Genomic DNA, 21,400 nt, shown 5'->3' with positions numbered 1-21,400 from the left:
TCTATCAGTGCGCAAAGCGCTGACCAATTTCTTGGCGCACGCTCATCAGAATTTTACCCAAATGATTTTCACCGGTTCGGTCCCAGCCACAGCCCCAGTAGTAATCCGTTGGCGAATCCTCGACAATCACTCGATCCCCTGTGGCGAGTAGAATCGCTTGAATGTCTGTATGAGCGAGAAACTTAGTTAAAACTGCTTCGCGCATAATGGGAATTTTCACCGCTTCCCAATCATCGCGAATCCGGTGGTTGGGATCTCGACCTAGTTTAGCGGCTTCTTGAGGAGTTGCTACGGCTTGAATCGCCGCCACTAATCTTTTATCCGTGCTGACAAATTTTTGGGCTTGATAGTAATGTTCCACAGTCAACCAATATTGACCGTGGAGAGAAATCTCGTGTAGTGAAAAATTAGAAAAGCAGCCGTAAGGCTCCTCTACTTTATAAAAGTAAATTATCATTAGATTTGAGATTTTATATTTTACAGGATGTAGGTAGAATGTAATTATTTAAGCTGCCCCTGAAGCGCCTTACCGCGCTCTTAGTAACGTGTCAAACCACTTGTTGCCTCCAGGAGTATTTGAGATTGATTGTATAAGTAGCGCGGGGCTTGTACTAAAAACTCCTCGCATAGACTTTATTTAAAATAGCAGGTACGCTTTTAAACCCAGTTTATTGGAAAAAAGCGGGTTGGGCAAGTAAAAATCTAGGAATCAACAGGCTTTCTGAGGAATAAGCTGTTGTGCATTTAAGTTTTGTGTTGAGGGCGGGCTTTCCGGCCCACTCCACAAGAGTGAAAATTTATTGAGCCATGCAATTTAAAGGCGGATTAGCTTAGTGCGTAATTCCTATTTTTAAATTAAGGATTAAGAATTTGAAATCAAGAATAAGCAATGAGGATTTAAGAGTATTTATTATTCCCTCTTCCTTCATTATAAAACGGCCTCAGAAGAATGAAAAGCACGGTTAGCGATATCGGCATAACGCAGTTCGCTACACAAAATTTTGCTGATCAACTGAGTAGTCCTCGGAAAGTGGAGGCCCGCTTGATAAACCGCTCCTGTAAACTGATAGAAGGCTCGGGCCAAGCGACTAGCCCAAACCATATCAGTGTTGCATTCTTGGGCGATCGATTGAGTGTACGGCTCCTTAGCGTTGTCGGCACCTCCAAGAGCTAGATCAATCTCCTCAGCAGCCTTAAATCCGCTAACAATGGCAGGACGAATTCCTTCACCGGACAACTGGTAATGGGTGATTGGTCATGGGACAGGAGGAATTGGTAAGTTAATGAGTGTTAAATCTTGAGTTTTTAACTTACAACTCACAAATCATTAAGCGTTTGCTCGTTGTTCGCGGCCGTATCTCGGCAATCTCAAAACTATTCCTATTCCCCCTGCCAAATTACCGATTCCCTAAACAGTCGTGATATCTTTCTCTTTCGCTGCCAGAACTTCTTCTATTTTGCCAATGTACTTGTCCGTCAGCTTTTGAATTTTATCTTGTAAGTCCCGGGATTCATCTTTAGAGATATCGCTGCTTTTTTCCTGCTTGCGAATTGAGTCAACGGCATCGCGGCGGATATTGCGAATTGCAACTTTACCTTCTTCAGCAAACTTCCCGGCCATTTTGACAAATTCTTGGCGTCTGTCGCTCGTCAGCGGCGGAATGTTCAAGCGAATAACTGAACCGTCGTTGTTGGGAACGAGTCCTACATCGGACAGGGAAATTGCTTTTTCGATCGAGTTGAGCGCTGTGCGATCGAACGGTTGAATAGTAATCGTAGTCGCATCCGGGGTGCCGATGTTGGCAAGGGATTTGATCGGAGTTGGAGAGCCGTAGTAGTCTACCATGACTCGATCGAGGAGAGAGGCGTTGGCCCGTCCCGTCCGAATAGTATTAAAAGACCGTTGAGTAGCCTCAACTGCCTTTTGCATATGATCTTCTGCGTCAGCTAACTTCACAAAAACCTCCGACAAGAGTTCCAATAGATTCTCCCATTACAGCTCGGTAGATGTTGCCCGACACCGAGAGGTCAAATACCATAATAGGAATATTATTTTCTTTGCAAAGGGCGATCGCCGTACTGTCCATCACCCGCAAATCTTGATTCAAGACGTGGGCATAGGTGAGGGTTTGATACCTGCGCGCGTTGGGGTTGAGGTGGGGGTCGGAATCGTACACCCCATCTACCTTAGTAGCTTTAAAAATCACCTCTGCATCAATTTCAGCCGCCCGCAAAGCGGCTGTAGTATCAGTAGTAAAAAAAGGGTTGCCAGAACCGGCACCAAAAATCACTACTCGTTTTTTTTCGAGGTGGCGAATTGCCCGCCGCCGGATGTAGGGTTCAGCTACTTCTTGCATGGCGATCGCCGATTGCACCCTCGTTGGCACTCCTGCTTGTTCCAGGGCATCCTGCAAAGTGATAGCATTCATCACCGTCGCAATCATGCCCACATAATCAGCCGTTGCCCGATCCATCCCTGCCGAAGCCGCTTTCACCCCGCGAAAAATGTTGCCGCCACCGACAACAATCGCGATTTGAATGCCTTGCGACACGACTTTGGCAACTTCCTGGGCGATCGACTGAACGACTACCGGATCGATGCCGTAGCCCAAGCTACCCATAAGCGCTTCACCGCTGAGCTTCAGCAAAACTCGCTGATAAACCATCCCCATGCCGCCACTATTTTTTTACTCTTTTTGCCTCCACCATAAGATACCAGTACGGGTGCATTTTGAACATCAATTACCCAGAACAGACCCAAAAGTCTGTTCCAGAACAGTTGACTGAGAACGGTTGACTAAATTTAATCCTTGGGGACGAAATTAAGAGCAGCAGAATTCATGCAGTAACGCTGACCGGTAGGTTTCGGCCCGTCGTTAAATACGTGACCGAGATGAGCGTCGCAAACAGCGCACAGTACCTCTGTTCGGCGCATGAACAAGGTGTTATCCGACTCGCACTTGACATTTTCTTCGCTAACGGGAGCGTAGAAACTCGGCCAACCGGTACCGGAATCGTACTTTGTTTCTGATTTAAATAGCTCTGTGCCGCAGCAAATACACTTATAAGTTCCTGGTTTTTTGTTGTCGTGATATTCGCCGCTAAAAGCTCTTTCGGTTCCTTTTTTGCGGGTGACTTTAAATTGTTCTGGCGTGAGTTGTTGTTGCCATTCAGCGTCGGTTTTTTTAAATTTTTCAGTCATGATTAGAGGTTGGGTTAAGATGTATTTAGCTGTTGAGTGTTGACAGTTAACTGTTGAGTGTTGAGTGTTAACGGTATATTGCTAGTTAACTCAGGCTTCCATTAATATTAACCTAATTGGCTCGAAATGAACATACCAGGGAAAAGGATTGTCCTTAATAGCCCTCCACTTTTCCTTGAAAACTTCGGCTTGCAAGTGATAATCTTGGGAATCATTGGGAGGCGAGTGCAATTTGAGATATAATGTCACCCGGTGCGGAGTTTCCACAGTCGAGGCGATCCAACAAGCAAAAGTATTTTCACGATCGCACCCGCTAACAAAAATCAGTTGATGAGCCCGAATTCCCACAGAAACTAGAGATTTGGGAATGGGTTCGACTACACTCAGAGTACAGCCCCAGTCGATCGCCTCCACAAGAGTTTCTGCGATCGGTTTAGCTGCTGAGAAGTTCTTACAGCCAGTCAACTGGGCGACAGTGAAATTGCCTGGGCGATCGAAAATGTTCTCTTTGGTATCAAAGGCGATCGGCCTTCCCTCAGCCAATACCAACAGATTTTTGCACACCCGGTAAACTTCCTCTAAATTGTGGCTGACAAACAAAGTAATTCCCCGATAATTAGCCAGAGTCTGCATTAACTCCCGTTCAAGTTGACTGCGTAAGTGAGTATCCAAAGCAGAAAACGGTTCGTCTAACAGCAGCAATTCTGGAGAAGGGGCGATCGCCCTAGCCAAAGCCACCCGCTGCTGTTGGCCCCCCGAAAGTTCGTGCGGGTAACGGTTTTCCAGTCCCGACATTTGCACCGAAATTAATTGTTCTTTTACCCGAATTTTTTGATCGCTTTCAGATAAATGCTGCAAGCCAAACGCAATATTTTGAGCAACACTCAGGTGAGGAAATAAAGCATAGTTTTGAAACAAAAAACCGATGCGGCGGTCTTTAGAAGCTACATTAATACCCTGTGCTGAGTCAAATAAAACCCTGCCATTGACTGAAATTTGACCGCTCCTTGGAGTTTCCAAACCAGCGATGCAGCGCAGAGTCATGCTTTTGCCGGAACCCGACGCGCCCAAAATTCCCAGCACTTCCGGGCCGATATCGAAGCCGACATCCAAGGCAAAGCTGGAGAGAGGTTTAAAAATGCTTAAACAAAGTCCGATTTTCTGGTGTTGTTTTTGGGAATTTGTGGTAAAAATAGACGCGACTTTAGGAAGATTTGATTGCAGTCTTTGGCTAGAATTCGGTTTGGGCGCTCTCTTTTGTAAATCACTCCAAAAATTAACAGCAGTTAGCACGCTCAAAGAAATACTCAGAATAATCAAAACCCAAATAGCAGCTTGCCTCATATCCCCTGCTTCCACAGCAAAATAAATTGCCATCGGGATAGTTTGAGTTTGTCCGGGAATGTTCCCCGCTAACATCAGCGTCGCGCCGAATTCACCCAAAGCGCGAGCAAATGCGAGAATAGTTCCTGCTACAATTCCCGGCCATGCTAGCGGCAACATAATGCGCCAAAAGACTTGCCACTCCGAGGCTCCCAAAGTGCGGGCTGCATTGAGAAGATTGGCATCAATTTGCTCAAAAGCTCCCAAAGCAGTTTTGTACATGAGGGGAAATGATACAACTGTGGCAGTAATGGCGGCGGCTTGCCAAGTGAAAATTATAGTTAAGTCGAATTGTAGCAAGAATTGACCGATCGCCCCATTTCTCCCAAACAGCAGCAGCAGCAAAAATCCGACGACTGTCGGCGGCAAAACTAAGGGACAAATGAAAATCCCTTCAATTAAAGCTTTACCTCTGATGCGAGTTGAAAGCATCCACCGGGCGGCCGCTATTCCCAGGAAAAACGTGATAAATGTCGCAATAGCGGAGGCTTTTAGAGATATCCATAGCGGAGAAATATCAAATTCCATCTATAATAAATAAATCCGCGTTAATCAGCGCTTATCCGCTTTCATCAGCGGTAAAAAATCCATAATTAATTAGTTATCGAACTATGCCAAATCCGTATTTCTGAAATACTATTTTAGCCCGATCGCCCGCCAAAAAGTCAACAAACGCTTTCGCAGCAGCCGGATTGCGGCTGTTTCTAATAACTGCCAGCGGATAAACAATGGGCGAATGCAAATTTTCGGCAGCCGTTAGCAGCACAGTTACTTTGTCGGAGGCTTTGGCGTCAGTCGCATAAACTATGCCAGCATCAACGTTAGCGCTTTCGACGAATGTCAGCACTTGGCGGACGTTATTTCCTAGCACTAATTTTGGCTGGAGTTGCTGCCACAATCCAAGCTTACTTAGCATTTCCTGAGCGTATTGGCCCACAGGTACGCTTTTCGGTTCGCCGATCGCAATTTTCTTGATTCTGGCATCTGTCAACTGTTTGAAATCGCTCAAAGCAACACCGTTTTTGGGAGTAATCAAAACTAGGCGATTTGTCAGTAAATTGCGGCGCGTGTCGTTAATTAGCAGGTTAGATTGCTGCAAAGCATCCATTGGCTTGGTGGCGGCACTCAAAAATACATCTACCGGGGCGCCTTGCTGAATTTGCCGTTCTAGAGCACCGGAAGCACCAAAATTATAAGTAATAGTAAAATTCGGATTACTGCTTTGATAAACAGTTTTGATTTCCCCTAAAGCTTTCGAGAGACTGATAGCAGCGGATACGTTTAAAGAAGTGCGCGGCAGCGTATCGACTGAGGAAAAGTTCTTAAATAAGTTCCAACTAATCAGCAGTGCTACCATGAAGGCGACTGCGAGAATTAAGTTGGGAATACGTCTACTTTTTAAGTTCACAGAAAATTGTTTTGAATCTTTTTACTCCTTACCAGGCTCTGCCTAGTCAAGCAGATTCGGAGGCTGTACCTCCAATTTTCATCCAGTCTTTGACGAGGCAGAGCCTCTGGAGATAGGTTCCCAGGCACAGCCAGGGAACCAGTTAATAATTAGTGTCGGAACGTTAATTTTAAATCTGCCTATGCTCGCCATTTGACGGAACAGCCTATTGCCTCTGTAGTTGAAGGCTCAACGGGTTGACTGTTGAGCAATTGGTCGATCGCACTCCGCAGATAAGAAACCTGCACCGCCGCCGGATCGTCAGCGTTGTCGTCAATTAAACCTTTATAGCGCAGTTTGCCGTCTTGGTCTAACAAAAAAACCTCCGGCGTTTTAGAAGCCCCAAAACTTTCAGCCACATCTTGAGCAACATCTCGGATGTACGGGAAGTTGAGTTGATTGTTGGCTGCAAAAATTTTCATGTTCTCAAAACTGTCGTCGGGATACTGGTTTGCATCATTAGCATTAATCCCGATTAAAGTAACATCTCGATCTTGAAAATCTGCTTGAAGTTCTTTCATACGATTGAGATACAACTGCACGTAAGGGCAATGATTGCACATAAATATCACCGCGATCGCCCGAAATTTTTCTAAATATCGAGCTAAATGGTGAACTTCTTCGTCCACTCCCGGCAGTTCAAAATCGGGAGCGTAGCCGTTAATGGGAGTACCGGTTGTATCGATTAGTAAACTCATGTTTTCAGGAGGTGAAGAGCAGTATTTGCCAGCATGAAAGATGAAACTGTCAGCACGAATAAAATTGGCTGTTGTTTAGGTTTAGCTTAATTCTAGCCTTGCCAACAGCCTATTGTGATTCGTACTTGGGGATTTATTCCTCGTCTGGCTTTAGCCAACCTTGAGCCAGAGCTTGGTATCCAATAAGTTTGTATGCTAATTTGGCAGCGGTAAATTCTGAGACTACAGAATCTACAATAGGTGCTAATTCCATAATGTCACACCCGATTACTTCGTAGGACTCGAAGATGCGGCGCAAAAATGCGGTAAGGGAATACCAATTTAACCCGCCCGGTTCGGGTGTTCCCACCCCTGGAATTAAAGTCGGATCGATGCCGTCTAAGTCGATCGTCAAAAAGACTCGCTTAGTTGTGATGCTGGCAATTGCCCGATCGGCCCAATCCGGTTGAGTAGCGATTTCGCGAGCTCGAATCACGTTTAGCTGTTTTGCTTTAATCAAGTCGGCTTCTTCCTTGCAGATAGCGCGAATCCCGATTTGGAGTGTCGGTAAGCCCATATCTACAATACGTCGCATCACGCAAGCGTGGTTGTGAATCGAGCCTTCGTACTCGTGCCGCAAGTCGCCGTGGGCGTCGATTTGCACGACTGTGAAAGGTTCGTTCGGGTATGCTTGGCGATAACCTTCGACAACGCCGGCAGTGATGCTGTGTTCGCCTCCGAGGGAGATGACAAATTTATTTTCGGTAACTAGCTGGTGGACTGCGGCTTGGGTGACTTGCAGCATTTCTGAGGATGAAACCGGTTGCCTGTTGCGGGTATCGGCGATCGGCTCTTGTGTATAAATTCCGACATCGTAGCAAACTTCGGAATCTAGTTCTTCGTCATAGCACTCGAGTTGATGAGAAGCTTCTAGAAGTTTCGCTGGCCCGTTTTCGCACCCCCGGCGGTAAGTGGTGGTAGCTTCGTAGGGAATTGGTAAGATAACTACTTTGGCGGTGTCGTAGTCGGGTACAATTTCCGACCCCAGAAACGGTACGACAGCAGTGGAAATGATGGTTGGCATAAGGGAAATTTCAATAAGGCAAAGAAGTCAGCATCTTTAATCGTGACATAATATCGGCTCTAACTGCAAAGTCCGAAGGAAGAAGGAAGAAGGAAGAAGGAAGAGGGAAGAGGGGAGAGGGAAGGAAGGCTGAGGATTTATGCAGTGGGGGCCATCTCCCCGTGGTTGCCTCGAATTGCGATACCGTTTGTAGTAATGACTTGAGTTCTTTGCAGCCTTGCATTCATCTAAAATCTAAAATCTAAAATCTAAAATCGCATGACATCTTCTACTCCCACTTCGTCAACTGCTGTTGTCCCTCAAACTTGGCTGTGGAAAGGCTTTCCGATTTGCTACCAGGCTGCGGGTTCCCAGGGGCCTGCGGTGGTGTTTGTCCACGGTTTTGGTGCGTCTTGGGGCCACTGGCGCAAGAATTTGCCGGCGCTGGCTGCTGATTGCCGCTGTTATGCGATCGACCTCATCGGTTTTGGCGCTTCTGCTAAACCCGCGCCCAAACTTGAGATTGACTATACTTTTGAAACTTGGGGACAGCTAATTGCTGATTTTTGTCGGGAAGTTGCGGGCGGGCCGGCTTTTTTGGTGGGAAATTCGATCGGCTGCGTGGCAATTATGCAAGCCGCTGTGGATTTTCCCGATATTGCTTCTGGCGTAATTTTACTCAATTGTTCCCTGCGGTTGCTGCACGATCGCAAACGCGCCGAATTGCCTTGGTATCGCAGTTTTGGAGCGCCAATCGCACAAAAAGTTTTAAATGTCAAGTGGATAAGCCAACTATTTTTTAAACAATTAGCAACGCCAAAAACAGTAAAAAAAGTGCTTTTGCAAGCATATCGCCGTCCTGAAGCTGTCAGCGACGAACTGGTAAATATGCTGCTGGAACCTGCCAAAGACAGCGGCGCAGTCGAAGTATTTGTGGCATTTATCAGTTATTCTCAAGGCCCGCTACCGGAGGATTTGTTGCCACGTTTAAGCTGTCCGGCTTTGATTTTGTGGGGGACAGATGACCCTTGGGAGCCGATGGCATTGGGGCGAGAATTGGCAAAGTTTCCGGCTGTTGAAAAGTTTATTCCTTTGGAGGGAGTGGGACACTGCCCGCAAGATGAAGCGCCGGAATTGGTCAATCCTATTTTACTCGATTGGATTAAAGAGCGATCGGTAAGTGCAGAAAATTAGGGCTTTTACTTATTTCCGGCAGGAATAATTGGTTTGATTGAAACGCTTCGAGGTGCGTTAGCGAAGCGGCGCGTAAGCGCTCTTATCACGAAGGAAGAAGAAATTAGGACACGGCAGTGCCGTGTCCTCGGTATCATAAGGATTGCAGCCGGAATTGATATTACACAAAAAGGAAACTATCAGGAGTAAAGCCGCCTTGAATTACAGCAATTTGGTCAGATGTACCAGCCAAATTGATGGAGTTACCAACAATATTGTAGTCAGATAGACTCCCGCGTAACTGAATGCGATCGATTCCCTGTTGGAAATCCTGAATCAGTGCAAATCCTGTTCCCTGATAGTAGCTAATTGCCGCATCACCGAGAACAAAAATATCTCTACCCCGACCCCCAATCAGCACATCCGTATCATTGCTTCCCGGTGTAGCACTCAATGGATTTACTCCAATCAGGGTATCATTGCCGCGCAAACCTGAGAGTGTATCGTTACCATCTCCCCCTACTAAAGAATTGTTTTGGATGTTTCCGGTAAGGACATCTACATTCGGAGTACCTGTGACATTAACGAAATTCTCTACAGTAAAATTCAGAGTGCCGATACCGGGTAAATTGTTAACCCCCAAACGATTCTGCGACAAATCCACATTAATAGAAGCTGTGCCACTACCTGTAGAAGCATCGATGGTATTAATCTGTCCTAAAGGAGCAATTATTTGTTCTATATTTTGCAGGGTATCTGTACCGGCTGCGCCTTTATCTACAATACCTTTAGCCTCAATGGTAATGCCGCTGCCCAAGGAAAGATAGCTAATTGCATCCGTGCCAGCTCCTCCAGTTATGGTATCTGTGCCGCTACTGCCTAGGATAAAGTTATCTAAACTATCTCCGGTAATATTGTCGTTTCCTGCGGTGGTGCTAATACTGTTAGCTGGCGGAGGGGGTGGAGTTTGGTTTTGGGGAGGTAAAGCAGAATTCGTAAGTTGTGCGTCCTGATTTTGAGGACGAGGATTGCCCGGTGCGCCTTGGTTTTGAGGAGGAATATTGCCCATTTCGCCCTGGTTTTGAGGAGGAATATTGCCCATTTCGCCCTGGTTTTGAGGAGGAATATTGCCCATTTCGCCTTGATTTTGGGGAGGTTGGTTTGCCAGTGCGCCTTGGTTTTGGGGAGGTTGGTTGCCCGCTGCGCCTTGATTTTGGGGAGGTTGGTTGCCCGCTGCGCCTTGATTTTGAGGAGGAGGATTGCCCGGTGCGCCTTGGTTTTCGGGAGGATTGCCCGGTGTGCCTTGATTTTGGGGAGGTTGGTTGCCCGCTGCGCCTTGATTTTGAGGAGGAGGATTGCCCGGTGCGGCTTGATTTTGAGGAGGAGGATTGCCCGGTGCGGCTTGATTTTGGGGAGGTTGGTTGCCCGGTGCGGCTTGATTTTGGAGAGGTTGGTTGCCCAGTGCGCCTTGATTTTGAGGGGGATTGCCCGGTGCGCCTTGGTTTTGGGGAGGTTGGTTGCCCGCTGCGCCCTGATTTTGCCCTGGAGGATTGCCCGCTGCGCCTTGGTTTTCGGGAGGATTGCCCGGTGCGCCTTGGTTTTGAGGAGGTTGGTTGCCCGCTGCGTCTTGGTTTTGGGGAGGTTGGTTGCCCGCTGCGCCTTGATTTTGAGGAGGATTGCCCGGTGCATTGATTGAATTAGGAAATAGTTGTGGCATGATGTAATTACCCGGATTAGTTTTTTAAGTTTGAAGCAGTTGTCAGGCTAAAGAAATGAATTTTCGCTCGGCCTTTGAGTTAGTCTCTACAATCATTAAGTTGGTTGAATATGACATTTATCCCTGTCCTAGGATTACAGTTTTGTAATCTGGAGAAATTAGCGTTTTTCCGAATTTTGAGGTAAATTACGATCGCCGGGTGGACGCGGTGGAATGCCCAGAATTTTAATCAACTCTGCTTCGGTGACTCCCAACTTTTTCGCTGCACCGGGAATATCTAAACGAGGACGGGGCGGTGGGCTGGACGGGCGATTATTTTCGCTTGGTGGTTCCGGGGGTTTGGCGGGTAGGCCCAAAGCTTCGATTAACTCCGCTTCGGTGACTCCTAATTGTTTGGCTGCAGCGGAAAAATCTATACGGGGCGGGCGTCTCCGCTCTTGACTGGGTTCTGGTTGGCTCTGGGCTAGTACAGTATTAGAATTAGCTGTAGTTCGATCGGGAAAAGTCAAGCTGCTAAATCCCAGCAGCAAGGCTGTAGCAGGTAACGCGAGCAGTGAAGTAATTTTCATGAGAGTTACGATCGCCGACCTAAAAATGTTTATAACTACATCAAATTCCCCAAACATTACCTGCAACAGTGCGGATGGATTACAGTTTTGTAATTTAAGTAATTCCCTGATGGCCGTATAATCGCAACCGGATAGGTAAATTTATGAATGTTCTATACGTTGAAGATGAAGAAAAAATCGCCAATTTTGTTTGTATGGGCTTGAAAGAACAAGGCTTTGTTGTGGATTATTGCGATAATGGCAATGATGGCTACGATCGGGCGATGGATAATGAGTACGATGCGATCGTCCTTGATATTGTATTGCCGGGAAAAGATGGATTATCTATTCTCAAACATCTGCGAAAGGCGGGACGCAACGTACCCGTGATTTTATTAACGGCTCGCAATGAACTAGACGATCGCATTGAAGGGTTACATCTCGGTGCTGATGACTATTTAGCTAAACCGTTTTTTGTTGAGGAGTTAGTGGCTCGGATTTATGCTGTGGTGCGACGGGCTTCAGGCGGTGGGCAAAATATTCTGAGCGTTGGCCCAGTTAAGCTCGATCGCATTCTCCGAGAAGTTACTTGCGATCGCCATGCGGTAGAACTTACAAGCCGCGAGTTTAATCTGTTGGAATATCTAATGCGATCGCCCGGTAGGGTACTCACGCGCACACAAATCCTTGAACATATCTGGGGCTATGATTTCAACCCAAACACCAATGTAGTAGATGTATGTATTCAACGCATTCGCAAGAAAATTGAACCTATCGGCGGTACAGGATGGGTTGAGAGTGTGCGCGGCGTTGGCTATCGGTTTCGCAAACCAGATTCACCATCATGAAACTCCAATCTTTCCGTTTTCGTATTGCTCTATCCTCTTCTGTTCTTGCAAGTATTGCTCTGATTGGCTTTGGTGTTGTTTCGTGGTGGTTGATTTACGATGCTAAAGTCAAGCGTCTTGATGCTGGAATAGAAACTCAATTAATCCACGCTACCCGCCCGCGATCGCCCGAATGGGATGCTTATACTGATTCTTTGCCATTACTTTTGGGCATGAATGGAGAAACAACCGTGGCTTTGCTAGTGGCTCAAAGAGATGGTAATTTAATCTACAAATCGAGCCAGTGGCAAGATGGACTTGATGCGAATTCTATCTGGCGATCGTTGCCGCTACATCCTGGTAATCCTGACGTAATAGATGTTGAATCAGAACCTCCCCCCCGACAAAATCCACTATATCCACCACCTCCGGATCGCCTCAATTTATTTCCAGCGCCCGAAAGCAGACCCCCACACGATCGACCCCCACACGATCGACCCCCACACGATCGACCCCCACACGATCGACCCCCACACGATCGACCTCGACAGGATAGACCTCCATTTGATAGGCCGCCATTCGATTCACTTCATCCTCCTCAAGTGCCCAAACCTAAGCTAGCAACCCAGCATACTAGGACTGCAATTTGGCGTGTTGGCGCGATTAATTCTCCTTATAATCAAGCAGCCATCGCTGTTAACTTACAAGCGATCGATCGGGAAATGGCATCGATTCGCAATATCTTTCTAATTTCTATTCCCGTAGTGCTTTTACTCGTAGCGGGTGGAGCCTGGGTCATATCGCGGAGTATTCTCTATCCAATTGAGCGACTCACGATGGCAATTCGCAATGTTACCGTGCAGGGGCTAGATCGGCGCGTCCCTGACGGAGCAACCGATATAGAGTTTGTAGAATTAATTTTTGTGTTCAATCAGATGTTAGAACGCCTGGAACGAAGTTTTAAACAAGCTTCTCGTTTTAGTGGAGATGCTGCCCACGAATTAAAGACTCCGCTGGCAATTTTGCAAGGTCAACTAGAACGGGCTTTGCATCAAGTTGAATCTGGTTCTGAGGTGCAGCAAACGCTGAGTAATTTATTGGATGAAGTGCGCCGTTTGAGTGAAATAACCCGTAAACTCCTCTTACTTTCTCACGCCGATGCCGGACGTATGGGTTTACATTTGGTTAAGGTGAATATGTCGGCTTTGCTATCGGAAATTGCCGAAGATATGGAACTACTAGCACCGCATTTAGATGTGCAAATGGCAATTGCTCCTAATTTATATATCAAGGGCGATCGCGATTTGCTGGTGCAGGTTTTGCAAAATCTGGTTGGTAATGCGATTAAATATAATTTACCGAAGGGTTGGCTCAGGTTACAGGCTAACTGTCAGGGTAAAAGAGTAATTGTGAAAATTGTCAATAGTTCTCAGGATATTTCTTTGAGGGAGCGCGATCGCATTTTCGAGCGCTTCCATCGCGGTGACTCCACTCATATCCAAAAAATAGAAGGATCGGGATTGGGACTAAGTTTAGCAAGGGAAATCGCACGGGCCCACGGCGGCGATATCAAACTAGATGCTGCCATACTTGGTCAAACAGGGTTTATACTGAGCTTACCGGTGGGCGATCGCGATTAACCTTATAGCCGTGAAGCAGGACGAGTTATCTTAGCTAAGACTTGGGCTAATTCGGATTTTTAAACTTCATAGATCCCTAGTCCATCATAGGCCTGTTGAGGATTAATGCTCTTGCTGATAAGTACAGTAAAATACCATTACAAAGATGCCAAAAAAAATGGGTGCCAGTTGAAAAGTAAGGACAAATTGCCTGATCTAGAGTGCGGAATGAAAGGGCTAACAGAAATACCGCCGATGCTCCTAATAGAACAAATGGCTCACGCTTTTGCTGCTGATAGTGATATACTCCAAGCCCTAGTAACACTAAAAATGCAGGAGCATAAGAGAGAGAACCGTTGAGAACATTTGTAAACTTATTGCTGAAGTTGCTGGCAAAGAAAAATCCTACGAGCAATCCTCCTGCATATCCATATTTCATTCTAACTACTTGACGGCTATAGAGCCATAAAAACCCAAGCTGAAAGAGCATAATAGGAATCACATCTAGTAATCTTGCCCATTGTGTCGCAAATGTATGAAATAGGGCACTTCCAATACCAATACTGGTGGCTAAAGTAATCAATATCCAAATACCAGTGGGTACTTTTTGCTCTCGCCGAGCCAATTGAAAAATAGCCCAGGCTGCAATGAGGAAAGAAATATTAGATAGAGCATTTAGTGGTTCACTCCATAAACCAGGCATGGTACGTTCGCAGTAAATATCAATGTAATCATTCATCTCATGTCACTATTGTGGGAGTAGACTCAATACTAAAGCCAAAGTGTTAAAGTGAACAAAAAAAACTGTCTCTAATTTAATGACTGCCCCAATTTCTCCCCATCGCCGTTTTTTAAAATATCGAATTGCCCTGCTCATCAGTATAATCGTGATTATCCCTTTAGGTTACATAGTGAGATTTTCTCGCGGCCCTGCACCTGAATGGTTCAACGACTCTTTTGGGAGCATAGCTTATGAGGTATTTTGGATTTTGCTGGTTGTTCTGATATTGCCGCGATTTTCGCAAATTAGGGCGGCTGTAGCTGTGTGTCTAGCTACCTGCGGAGTAGAGTTTCTCCAACTGTGGACACCTCCGTTTTTACAAGCAATGCGAGCTACTTTACCCGGAAGGCTGATTTTGGGAAATCACTTTACTTGGTCAGATTTTATCTCTTATTTGGTGGGGAGTTTTTTAGGTTGGTTGTGGGCGCGATGGCTTCATTTCACTTGCTTCCGCTTGTAATTTGTACTGCATTTAAATTGTATATTTCCCTGACCATATCCAAAATCGTCACATCCTCTCCCCATCTCTCGAACGCCATAGACAATCTAGATGCACAAAAGCTTAATGATATGGTTGCGATTATTTTCACTCAATTCTAAGCGATCGGGTTAACTTAGAATTGAGAGTTTTTAGGAGTTGAAGTGGGAGCTATATTTCCGCGATCTCGCCATAGCAACAACGGAATGCTTAACGTTCCTAAAATCATTACAACTACAGTCAGAATCGCAACTAGCACACGATTTGGGCGATAATCACCTCGCTCAATTTGCCAGAATACTCGATTATAACGCCATGCTGCTAAGGCAATGACCGCAATCCCAAAAACGACCATACTCAGCCCTAAAGTTTCCGAGTTGAAGAAGGGATGGGAGGAAACTTCTTGCTGAGTCAGTGTAGCTTGAAATTGACGCAGAAATAAACTGAAGCGACTGATCGCAAACCCAAAACCAATTAAAGCCAGTGAAGTTCGTAACCATGCAAGAAATGTGCGTTCATTAGCCTGATGTTCCCGCTGTCGGTCTATTTTAGCACCCTTGTTCATCAACCCTACCTTTATAAAATATCTTAAGCTTTCCCTCGTTGATTATTGTTTCAGTTCAGATTGTGGAGGTAACTATCGGTATTGCGAGCGCGATCCATCATCACCAAAAAAGATAGTATCAGTAAATCGACAAAAAAGCGATCGCCTCCATCTCTACCAACAGAAAATAAGAGGACACAGCAATGCTGTGTCCCTACAAATACCCCAGTTAAAATCCAGTTTAAAAAGACTTAGCCGCACCGCCGGACTGAGCCTTTTTCTCCAACCAATCCTTACCCAATCTAATTGTCACGTCGGACTGCAAAGAACCGGTACTCTCAACCAGCACATCTCCAAAACCCAAAAACTGGCGAATCGCTTGAGCACCTTTAATATCGCCCTGTTGAGCTACTAGAGTAGTTACCTCCAGCGGTTCGGGCCAAGCTTTATAAACCTGAACATTCCGATAACCGGCTTGAGTCAAATTATTGACAAAAGCTTCAACAGCCGATGGATCGCCGGTACTATCTTGAATCGCCACCTTCAGAAAAGTCGAATCAGCATTCTCAATTTGCCAAGTATTTTGGCCGAAGTCAAAATGTTCTGCCACCAGAGTTTCGATGGCATATTGGTCTGGCAACCAAAAACTTGACTTGTAGTCCTTAGAATCGCTAAATTTACCGGGAACCATCAACATCTGTACGCCAGCGCGATCGGTTTGAGTAGCAAAACCAGCCAAAGCCACCAATTCTTCTATACTCAAATTCGTGTCAAGGTGAGATTGAATCACCGACAAAATCTTCGGTAGTCGAGACAGCAAACCTACATTTACTTCCTGCTCCACAAAAGCCCGCATCAACAATTGTTGGCGCTGCACCCGCCCGATATCGCCCAAATCGTCGTGCCGATAAAGTAAATATTGCACGATTTGTTCGCCGTTTAGTTTCTGCTTGCCCGCCTTTAAATCTATATATAAATGCTGGCTTTCATCGGTATACTTCATGTCTTTAGGGACATTAATAGTAATGCCACCAAGGGCATCTACCAAACTTTTTATGCCATGAATATTAACTGTGACATACCGGTCAATTCCCACACCGCCCAAGAGTCCGCTGACTGACTTCGCTGACGAAGCCGGGCCACCGTAGTAATTAGCTTCGTTGATTTTCACCTCGCCCCTGCCTTCAACATAGGTGCGGGTGTCTCGCGGAATGGAAAGCACGCTTAACTTTTTATTTTGAGGGTCAAACCTAACCAAAAGCATGGTATCGGTTAACCCCTTAAATGAGTTTTCCCAAACCTCGTGTCCGACATCTTTGTTGACACCTCCTTCGATGTCAGAGGTCAGAACTTTAAGTCCTAAAACTAAAATATTAACTGGCCGAGTCAGCTCCGGCATCTTCATGTTGAGCTTTGCCATGTCGCCTTGAGAAAATACTGCTGCTTCTTCAGGGCTCAACTTTTGTTGCTGAAGCGGCGTTGTGGAAAGGGACACCGCTAGCAATGCTCCGGCTGTGGCTGAGAGCATGGCTACTCCAGCCAAACCAAAACCAAAACCCAGCCAGCGGCCTCGATGGGGCTGGGAAGCTTTTTTGGTTGCAGGTTGAGCAGTTGATTGTTGGATAGGGTCTTGATTAGGAATTTTTTGAGCTGGCACTGGCTTCCTCACACACAACAAAAATAAAAAAGATAATGGCAATATGTAGTATCAAGCTGAAGACGCAATCAATCAATAGGGTAGGGGCTGAAAATAACCCTAAATTATGATAAATGTTTGCCTACTACTTGCTCGGCTACGCGACTAATTCCGGGCAACCATAGTGGTTGACGCTTCCAGAGGCGAACCATCAGTCCCAGAGCAACGATGAAGTAGCTGGTTGTTAGCAGGCTACTCATTAATAACATGGGAAGTGTCGAAGATTCCGCAGAAATCGCTCCAGCTTCTAAAAGAATATGTCCTAAGAGCCAACTAAAAGCAAGGGCAACTGCCAAGCGGCTGACGGCTTTGCGTTCGGGACTACCCTGACGGCGGTAAAGAGTCCACAGGGCGGGGAAAAAGCCGATGACTGGGATCATTAATACAAACAGACTGGCACGATCGAGTTCAGGATTTTCTAAGGGATCTGTTCTTTTCATAATTCGGTACTCAAAATTGGCAGAAGGTCAGATTTGGCACACAAGTTATTTGTTAGAGGGAAAATTTATATCCTAAACCAAAATTCCGAGAGCTGGGCTGGGGCGATCGCCAAACTTGTCTGTCAGAGGCAAAATTTTTCTGCCCTCCCAATCTCGCGACCGATCGTTGGCAACTTTTCGACCCGGAGACCCGTATTTTGATAAACTGGATACAGCACAGCAGTCAGGAGAACAGACTTAGCCATGACCCAATCCCAAAAACCCATCGTTATTGCTCCATCCATATTATCAGCCGATTTTAGCCGTCTTGGAGAAGAGATTCAGGCTGTCGATCGAGCTGGGGCTGACTGGATTCACGTAGATGTGATGGACGGTCGCTTTGTTCCTAATATTACTATCGGGCCACTGATTGTTGAGGCAATTCGCCCCGTTACTACCAAGGTGATCGATGTCCACTTGATGATTGTGGAGCCCGAGAAGTACGTCGAGGACTTCGCTAAGGCTGGTGCTGACATTATTTCGGTTCACGCCGAGCATAATGCTTCGCCTCATTTGCACCGCACCCTCGGCCAAATTCGGGAATTGGGCAAAATGGCTGGTGTGGTTCTGAATCCTTCGACGCCTTTGGAGTTGATCGAGTACGTGCTGGAACTTTGCGATTTGGTGCTGATTATGAGCGTCAATCCCGGCTTTGGCGGTCAAAGTTTTATCCCGGCTGTTTTGCCGAAAATTCGCCAGTTACGCAAAATGTGCGACGACAAGGGCCTCGATCCTTGGATTGAAGTAGATGGCGGTTTGAAGGGGAACAATACTTGGCAGGTTCTGGAAGCGGGCGCAAATGCGATCGTCGCTGGTTCTGCTGTGTTTAAGGCGAATGATTACGCAGCCGCGATCGAGGGTATCCGCCACAGCAAGCGCCCGACTCCTGAGTTGGCTGCGGTTTAATCAAAGATTCGATCGTGTCCGTCAAGTTACCAATAGACTTCTCCTCTGAAAGCAGATTTTGAACAGGCAACGAGGGCCTGTTCCACGATAATTATGGGAGAAGTCTAATAAAAAAAGTGGTTGGGCGTCAGGACGAATAGTCATTATAAAAAAATGGAAGAGCAAATTCTTCCATTTTTTTGTGGGCTATAGAGCAAAAGTATCGCCCGGATTGTGATGCAACTCAAGCTGTTTTACGATCGCACCCGCAACGTCAGGCGCACTGGATTCTCAATCGAGTGAGGAATGCGCCAGCTAAACAGCCATTTTTTAGTAATCGATTGAGGAATGCGCCAGTTAAACAACCATTTTTTGATGATTTTCAGCAACTCCACATCCGCCAAAGTCGAAGCATCAGCATCCACAACTATTCGGCTGGCGCGCACCTTACCGAAGACAATTTCTAACACCAATTCGCCATTGATACCGGGGGGCACAGTCAGAGTTTCCAAGTGTTCGTTTAAACTATCACGCACCACTTCATCCAACCCCGCAGCGCTAACAACTTCTACAGGTGATGTGCGGCGCCGGCGCGCCTTTGACGGTGCGATCGGGGCGCTGCAGGGGGCTGGTGCGGACACTTTCCGTTTCTCCATGCGGTTAAATTCGATACCGCGTGCTCGTTCTGCAGATCCTGCAGGTGGGGGAGCCTGCATAAACATTGCAACAGGTTGGGAAGCTGGACTTTCCAGCACCATAAAAGCCGTGTCGGCAAATACGCCCTCATATTCCACAGCTTCCGGCATTTCTACCGGCACATTCATCGAGATGGATTCCGTACCCGGTTCGACGCGCACATCATCGCTGACAGCCACAAAAGCCGTGTACTGCGACAGAAGCTGATAGGTTAGCGCCGTTTCTGTCACTGTTTCCACCCCCACCTTGGTTTCGTACTGCACCATCTGATTCATCAAATCTTTGATGCGGTGTCGCCCCCAAAGCTGGGCAACTGCCGGATTTCCAGGATCGGTAAAGTTCATTTCGTAGGTTTGGACGTACGGGTGTCCGCCTGCACTAACCCCTTTTATATGAAGTGTTCCAGCTTGGCGATCGCCCTTTTTTCCAAAGAGAACCAGCGGTTGTTCGGCAAATAAATCCGGCGCAACTGACGGATAAATTATCGGATTTTCGCCCTCTCCCTGCCAAGTAATTTCCAGATTTACCAACACCGGATTGTTGATTTGCCGGAAGAACTTTTCGACAAATTCGTTAACTGGTTCGTCATGCCGGATGATCCGCGATATTCCCCGCCCGATTTCCGCTATGCGATCGAGCAAAAAGCGATTGACGGAACTCCCCGCACCGAAACTGTACAGGCGATTCCCCGATTTGAGATGTTGCTGCACTTCGGCGAGAACTTCGTTTTCGTTGCCGATGTAACCGTCGCTGAGGAATACCACAGTTCGCAAGCGCCCGGATGGTGCGGGAAAATCGATCGCCGCCCGAATCCCGCCCAACATTTCCGTAGCACCGCCAGCATGGAGTTTGTTGATATATTCGATCGCCTTTTGCCGATTCTCTGCTGTATTCGGCAGGGGTTGTTCTGACAGTTGGCGCACGGCGGTGGAAAAATCCAGAATCGAGAAAGTATCTGCCGGATTCAGTCCGTTAATAAATTGCCGCAACAATGCCTGACATTGCTGCAAAGGCGCACCGGATTGCGAACCGGAAGTATCGACTAAAAATACGACATCTTTCGGAACAATTTCATCAGTTTTGTACTCGATCGCCGGAATCAAGTAAACTGCAAAATGCCCGCCGCGATCGTCGGCTTGAGTTAATACCGTAGATTGAGTTTCTCCACCCGCAATTTGATAGCGAACAATCAAATCTTTGTTGGGAATTGTATCTTGATTGCCCAACTGAACGCGCACCCTTAGCCCATTTTTTTGCTCGTTGGCTGTGGAAGTTTGGGGAGAGTCGAAATATTCAATTTGCAGTTGGTGGGATGGGGAATTGACGTTACGAATCGGTATGCCCGCCTCAATTTCCAGCGTCACGCCGATATCGTGTCCCGATCGCATTCCCGGCGGCAAAATCGGGGCATTCAGCCGCGACGCATCGGGAACAATATCGGTATCGGAATTAACTGTCATGGGGGCTGGGGCACTACCGCTGGCTGCCGTTTCATCCAGCGGCGTACCGGGAATATATCGCGGCCCGACAACCATCGGAAAGACGAATTCATAATCGCCAGCTAGAAATTTCAAGCTGTCGGTATAGCGAATCGTGACATCGATTTCTTCACCAGGTTTGATGTTGGCAAGGGACTGGGTGAAAATATTATCTCGCTCTTGTTCCAGCAAACCCGCAGTCCGCCCTTCTTGTTTGGCTTTTTCGTAAATTCGCTGTGCTTCTTCGCGTTTTTTGATGCTGCCTTTAATGGTGTTATGGCCGATTTTAATTTCCATTTCATCTACCGCTGCTTCTGCAGGTAGCGGAAAAATATAGACGGCTTCCAGCGGCTTGGTGAAAGGATTTTCAAATTTTTGCGAGACTTCAACTCGCGATAAATTTCCGGCTATTTTGGCTCTGACTTCTGTATGTTTCAGGGGAAAAACGAGTTGTTCTCCCTCCGGGGAACGCACGTATAATCCACTGGTTCGATCGGTTGGAGATGTCACGGGTGTCATGAGCTTATTCCTCCATCAGTGATATATGAGTTGAGAGATCGATCGCAAGACCATTATCGTGTCAGATCGATTTTTTGTATGCGATCGAGCAAAAGGACACGGCAATTCCCCTTTGTGTCAACAATCGCCTGAAAACCTTTTTATCTCTGGTTCACAGCGAAGTCTAGATCCCCGTGGCATCCCCCTGA

At 46.7% G+C, this 21,400-nt stretch carries 21 protein-coding genes; 5 read left to right on the top strand and 16 right to left on the bottom strand.

What is annotated here, in order from left to right; translation table 11 throughout:
• Positions 1-4 precede the first annotated feature (4 nt).
• From QUA42_RS15365 to speB, 9 genes are all read right to left on the bottom strand, one after another.
• Positions 5-457 (bottom strand): NADAR domain-containing protein, encoded by a 453-nt coding sequence (locus QUA42_RS15365; RefSeq protein WP_333138028.1) that lies wholly within the window; start codon positions 455-457, stop codon positions 5-7.
• Positions 458-928: 471 nt separating this feature from the next.
• Positions 929-1,237: a hypothetical protein gene (locus QUA42_RS15360; protein ID WP_333138027.1), complete on the bottom strand. Its 309-nt coding sequence runs from the start codon at positions 1,235-1,237 to the stop codon at positions 929-931.
• Positions 1,238-1,408: 171 nt separating this feature from the next.
• Positions 1,409-1,957: a ribosome recycling factor gene (gene frr / locus QUA42_RS15355; protein WP_333034638.1), complete on the bottom strand. Its 549-nt coding sequence runs from the start codon at positions 1,955-1,957 to the stop codon at positions 1,409-1,411.
• A complete protein-coding gene (gene pyrH, locus QUA42_RS15350; RefSeq protein WP_071884014.1) occupies positions 1,944-2,672 on the bottom strand; it encodes a UMP kinase in 729 nt (242 codons plus the stop codon). The genes frr and pyrH overlap by 14 nt, the downstream gene beginning before the upstream one ends.
• A gap of 131 nt (positions 2,673-2,803) precedes the next feature.
• Positions 2,804-3,202, bottom strand: a complete 399-nt coding sequence (msrB, locus tag QUA42_RS15345) for a peptide-methionine (R)-S-oxide reductase MsrB (protein WP_333138026.1) — start codon at positions 3,200-3,202, stop codon at positions 2,804-2,806.
• A gap of 90 nt (positions 3,203-3,292) precedes the next feature.
• Positions 3,293-5,113 (bottom strand): molybdate ABC transporter permease subunit, encoded by a 1,821-nt coding sequence (gene modB / locus QUA42_RS15340; RefSeq protein WP_333138025.1) that lies wholly within the window; start codon positions 5,111-5,113, stop codon positions 3,293-3,295.
• 73 nt (positions 5,114-5,186) lie between these two features.
• Positions 5,187-5,993, bottom strand: coding sequence for a molybdate ABC transporter substrate-binding protein (modA, locus tag QUA42_RS15335; protein ID WP_333138024.1), 807 nt, complete (start codon positions 5,991-5,993; stop codon positions 5,187-5,189).
• A 179-nt stretch (positions 5,994-6,172) separates the two neighbouring features.
• Positions 6,173-6,730 carry a thioredoxin family protein gene (locus QUA42_RS15330; protein WP_333068721.1) on the bottom strand — a complete coding sequence of 186 codons (558 nt, stop codon included), beginning with the start codon at positions 6,728-6,730 and terminating at the stop codon, positions 6,173-6,175.
• Between the two features lie 133 nt (positions 6,731-6,863).
• Entirely contained in the window at positions 6,864-7,793 is a 930-nt protein-coding gene (gene speB / locus QUA42_RS15325) for an agmatinase (RefSeq protein ID WP_333063361.1), read from the bottom strand.
• A gap of 258 nt (positions 7,794-8,051) precedes the next feature.
• On the opposite strand from speB, the gene QUA42_RS15320 reads away from it, so the two are divergent.
• Positions 8,052-8,966, top strand: a complete 915-nt coding sequence (locus QUA42_RS15320; RefSeq protein WP_333138023.1) for an alpha/beta fold hydrolase — start codon at positions 8,052-8,054, stop codon at positions 8,964-8,966.
• Between the two features lie 160 nt (positions 8,967-9,126).
• Here QUA42_RS15320 and QUA42_RS15315 read toward each other — a convergent pair whose 3' ends face one another.
• Both QUA42_RS15315 and QUA42_RS15310 read right to left on the bottom strand, forming a co-directional pair.
• Positions 9,127-10,662 carry a M10 family metallopeptidase C-terminal domain-containing protein gene (locus QUA42_RS15315; protein ID WP_333138022.1) on the bottom strand — a complete coding sequence of 512 codons (1,536 nt, stop codon included), beginning with the start codon at positions 10,660-10,662 and terminating at the stop codon, positions 9,127-9,129.
• A gap of 158 nt (positions 10,663-10,820) precedes the next feature.
• Entirely contained in the window at positions 10,821-11,231 is a 411-nt protein-coding gene (locus QUA42_RS15310) for a hypothetical protein (protein WP_333138021.1), read from the bottom strand.
• Positions 11,232-11,374: 143 nt separating this feature from the next.
• On the opposite strand from QUA42_RS15310, the gene QUA42_RS15305 reads away from it, so the two are divergent.
• A complete protein-coding gene (locus QUA42_RS15305; RefSeq protein WP_333068726.1) occupies positions 11,375-12,058 on the top strand; it encodes a response regulator transcription factor in 684 nt (227 codons plus the stop codon).
• Complete coding sequence (locus tag QUA42_RS15300; protein WP_333138020.1) at positions 12,055-13,677, top strand: ATP-binding protein; 1,623 nt, start codon at positions 12,055-12,057, stop codon at positions 13,675-13,677. Before QUA42_RS15305 ends, QUA42_RS15300 begins: the two co-directional genes overlap by 4 nt.
• Positions 13,678-13,753: 76 nt before the next feature.
• On the opposite strand, the gene QUA42_RS15295 is transcribed toward QUA42_RS15300, so the two are convergent.
• Positions 13,754-14,395, bottom strand: a complete 642-nt coding sequence (locus QUA42_RS15295; protein WP_333138019.1) for a ceramidase domain-containing protein — start codon at positions 14,393-14,395, stop codon at positions 13,754-13,756.
• Positions 14,396-14,474: 79 nt separating this feature from the next.
• On the opposite strand from QUA42_RS15295, the gene QUA42_RS15290 reads away from it, so the two are divergent.
• A complete protein-coding gene (locus QUA42_RS15290) occupies positions 14,475-14,897 on the top strand; it encodes a DUF2809 domain-containing protein (protein WP_333138018.1) in 423 nt (140 codons plus the stop codon).
• Positions 14,898-15,051: 154 nt separating this feature from the next.
• Here the strand turns inward: QUA42_RS15290 and QUA42_RS15285 are convergent, their stop codons facing one another.
• The 3 genes from QUA42_RS15285 to QUA42_RS15275 all read right to left on the bottom strand — a co-directional run bounded on the left by QUA42_RS15285 (position 15,052) and on the right by QUA42_RS15275 (position 17,595).
• Positions 15,052-15,480, bottom strand: coding sequence for a DUF202 domain-containing protein (locus tag QUA42_RS15285; RefSeq protein WP_333138017.1), 429 nt, complete (start codon positions 15,478-15,480; stop codon positions 15,052-15,054).
• Between the two features lie 220 nt (positions 15,481-15,700).
• Positions 15,701-17,116 (bottom strand): LCP family protein, encoded by a 1,416-nt coding sequence (locus tag QUA42_RS15280; RefSeq protein ID WP_333138016.1) that lies wholly within the window; start codon positions 17,114-17,116, stop codon positions 15,701-15,703.
• Positions 17,117-17,220: 104 nt separating this feature from the next.
• Positions 17,221-17,595, bottom strand: a complete 375-nt coding sequence (locus tag QUA42_RS15275; RefSeq protein WP_333138015.1) for a hypothetical protein — start codon at positions 17,593-17,595, stop codon at positions 17,221-17,223.
• Between the two features lie 243 nt (positions 17,596-17,838).
• Here QUA42_RS15275 and rpe point away from each other — a divergent pair, with 243 nt between their 5' ends.
• Complete coding sequence (gene rpe, locus QUA42_RS15270) at positions 17,839-18,540, top strand: ribulose-phosphate 3-epimerase (RefSeq protein ID WP_006632078.1); 702 nt, start codon at positions 17,839-17,841, stop codon at positions 18,538-18,540.
• A 233-nt stretch (positions 18,541-18,773) separates the two neighbouring features.
• Here rpe and QUA42_RS15265 read toward each other — a convergent pair whose 3' ends face one another.
• Entirely contained in the window at positions 18,774-21,212 is a 2,439-nt protein-coding gene (locus tag QUA42_RS15265; protein WP_333138014.1) for a VIT domain-containing protein, read from the bottom strand.
• Positions 21,213-21,400: the final 188 nt, after the last annotated feature.

Origin of the sequence: Microcoleus sp. Pol11C2 (assembly GCF_036701505.1) — a bacterium.
Lineage (GTDB): Bacteria > Cyanobacteriota > Cyanobacteriia > Cyanobacteriales > Microcoleaceae > Microcoleus.
This window is presented reverse-complemented; position numbering and strand designations above follow the sequence as displayed.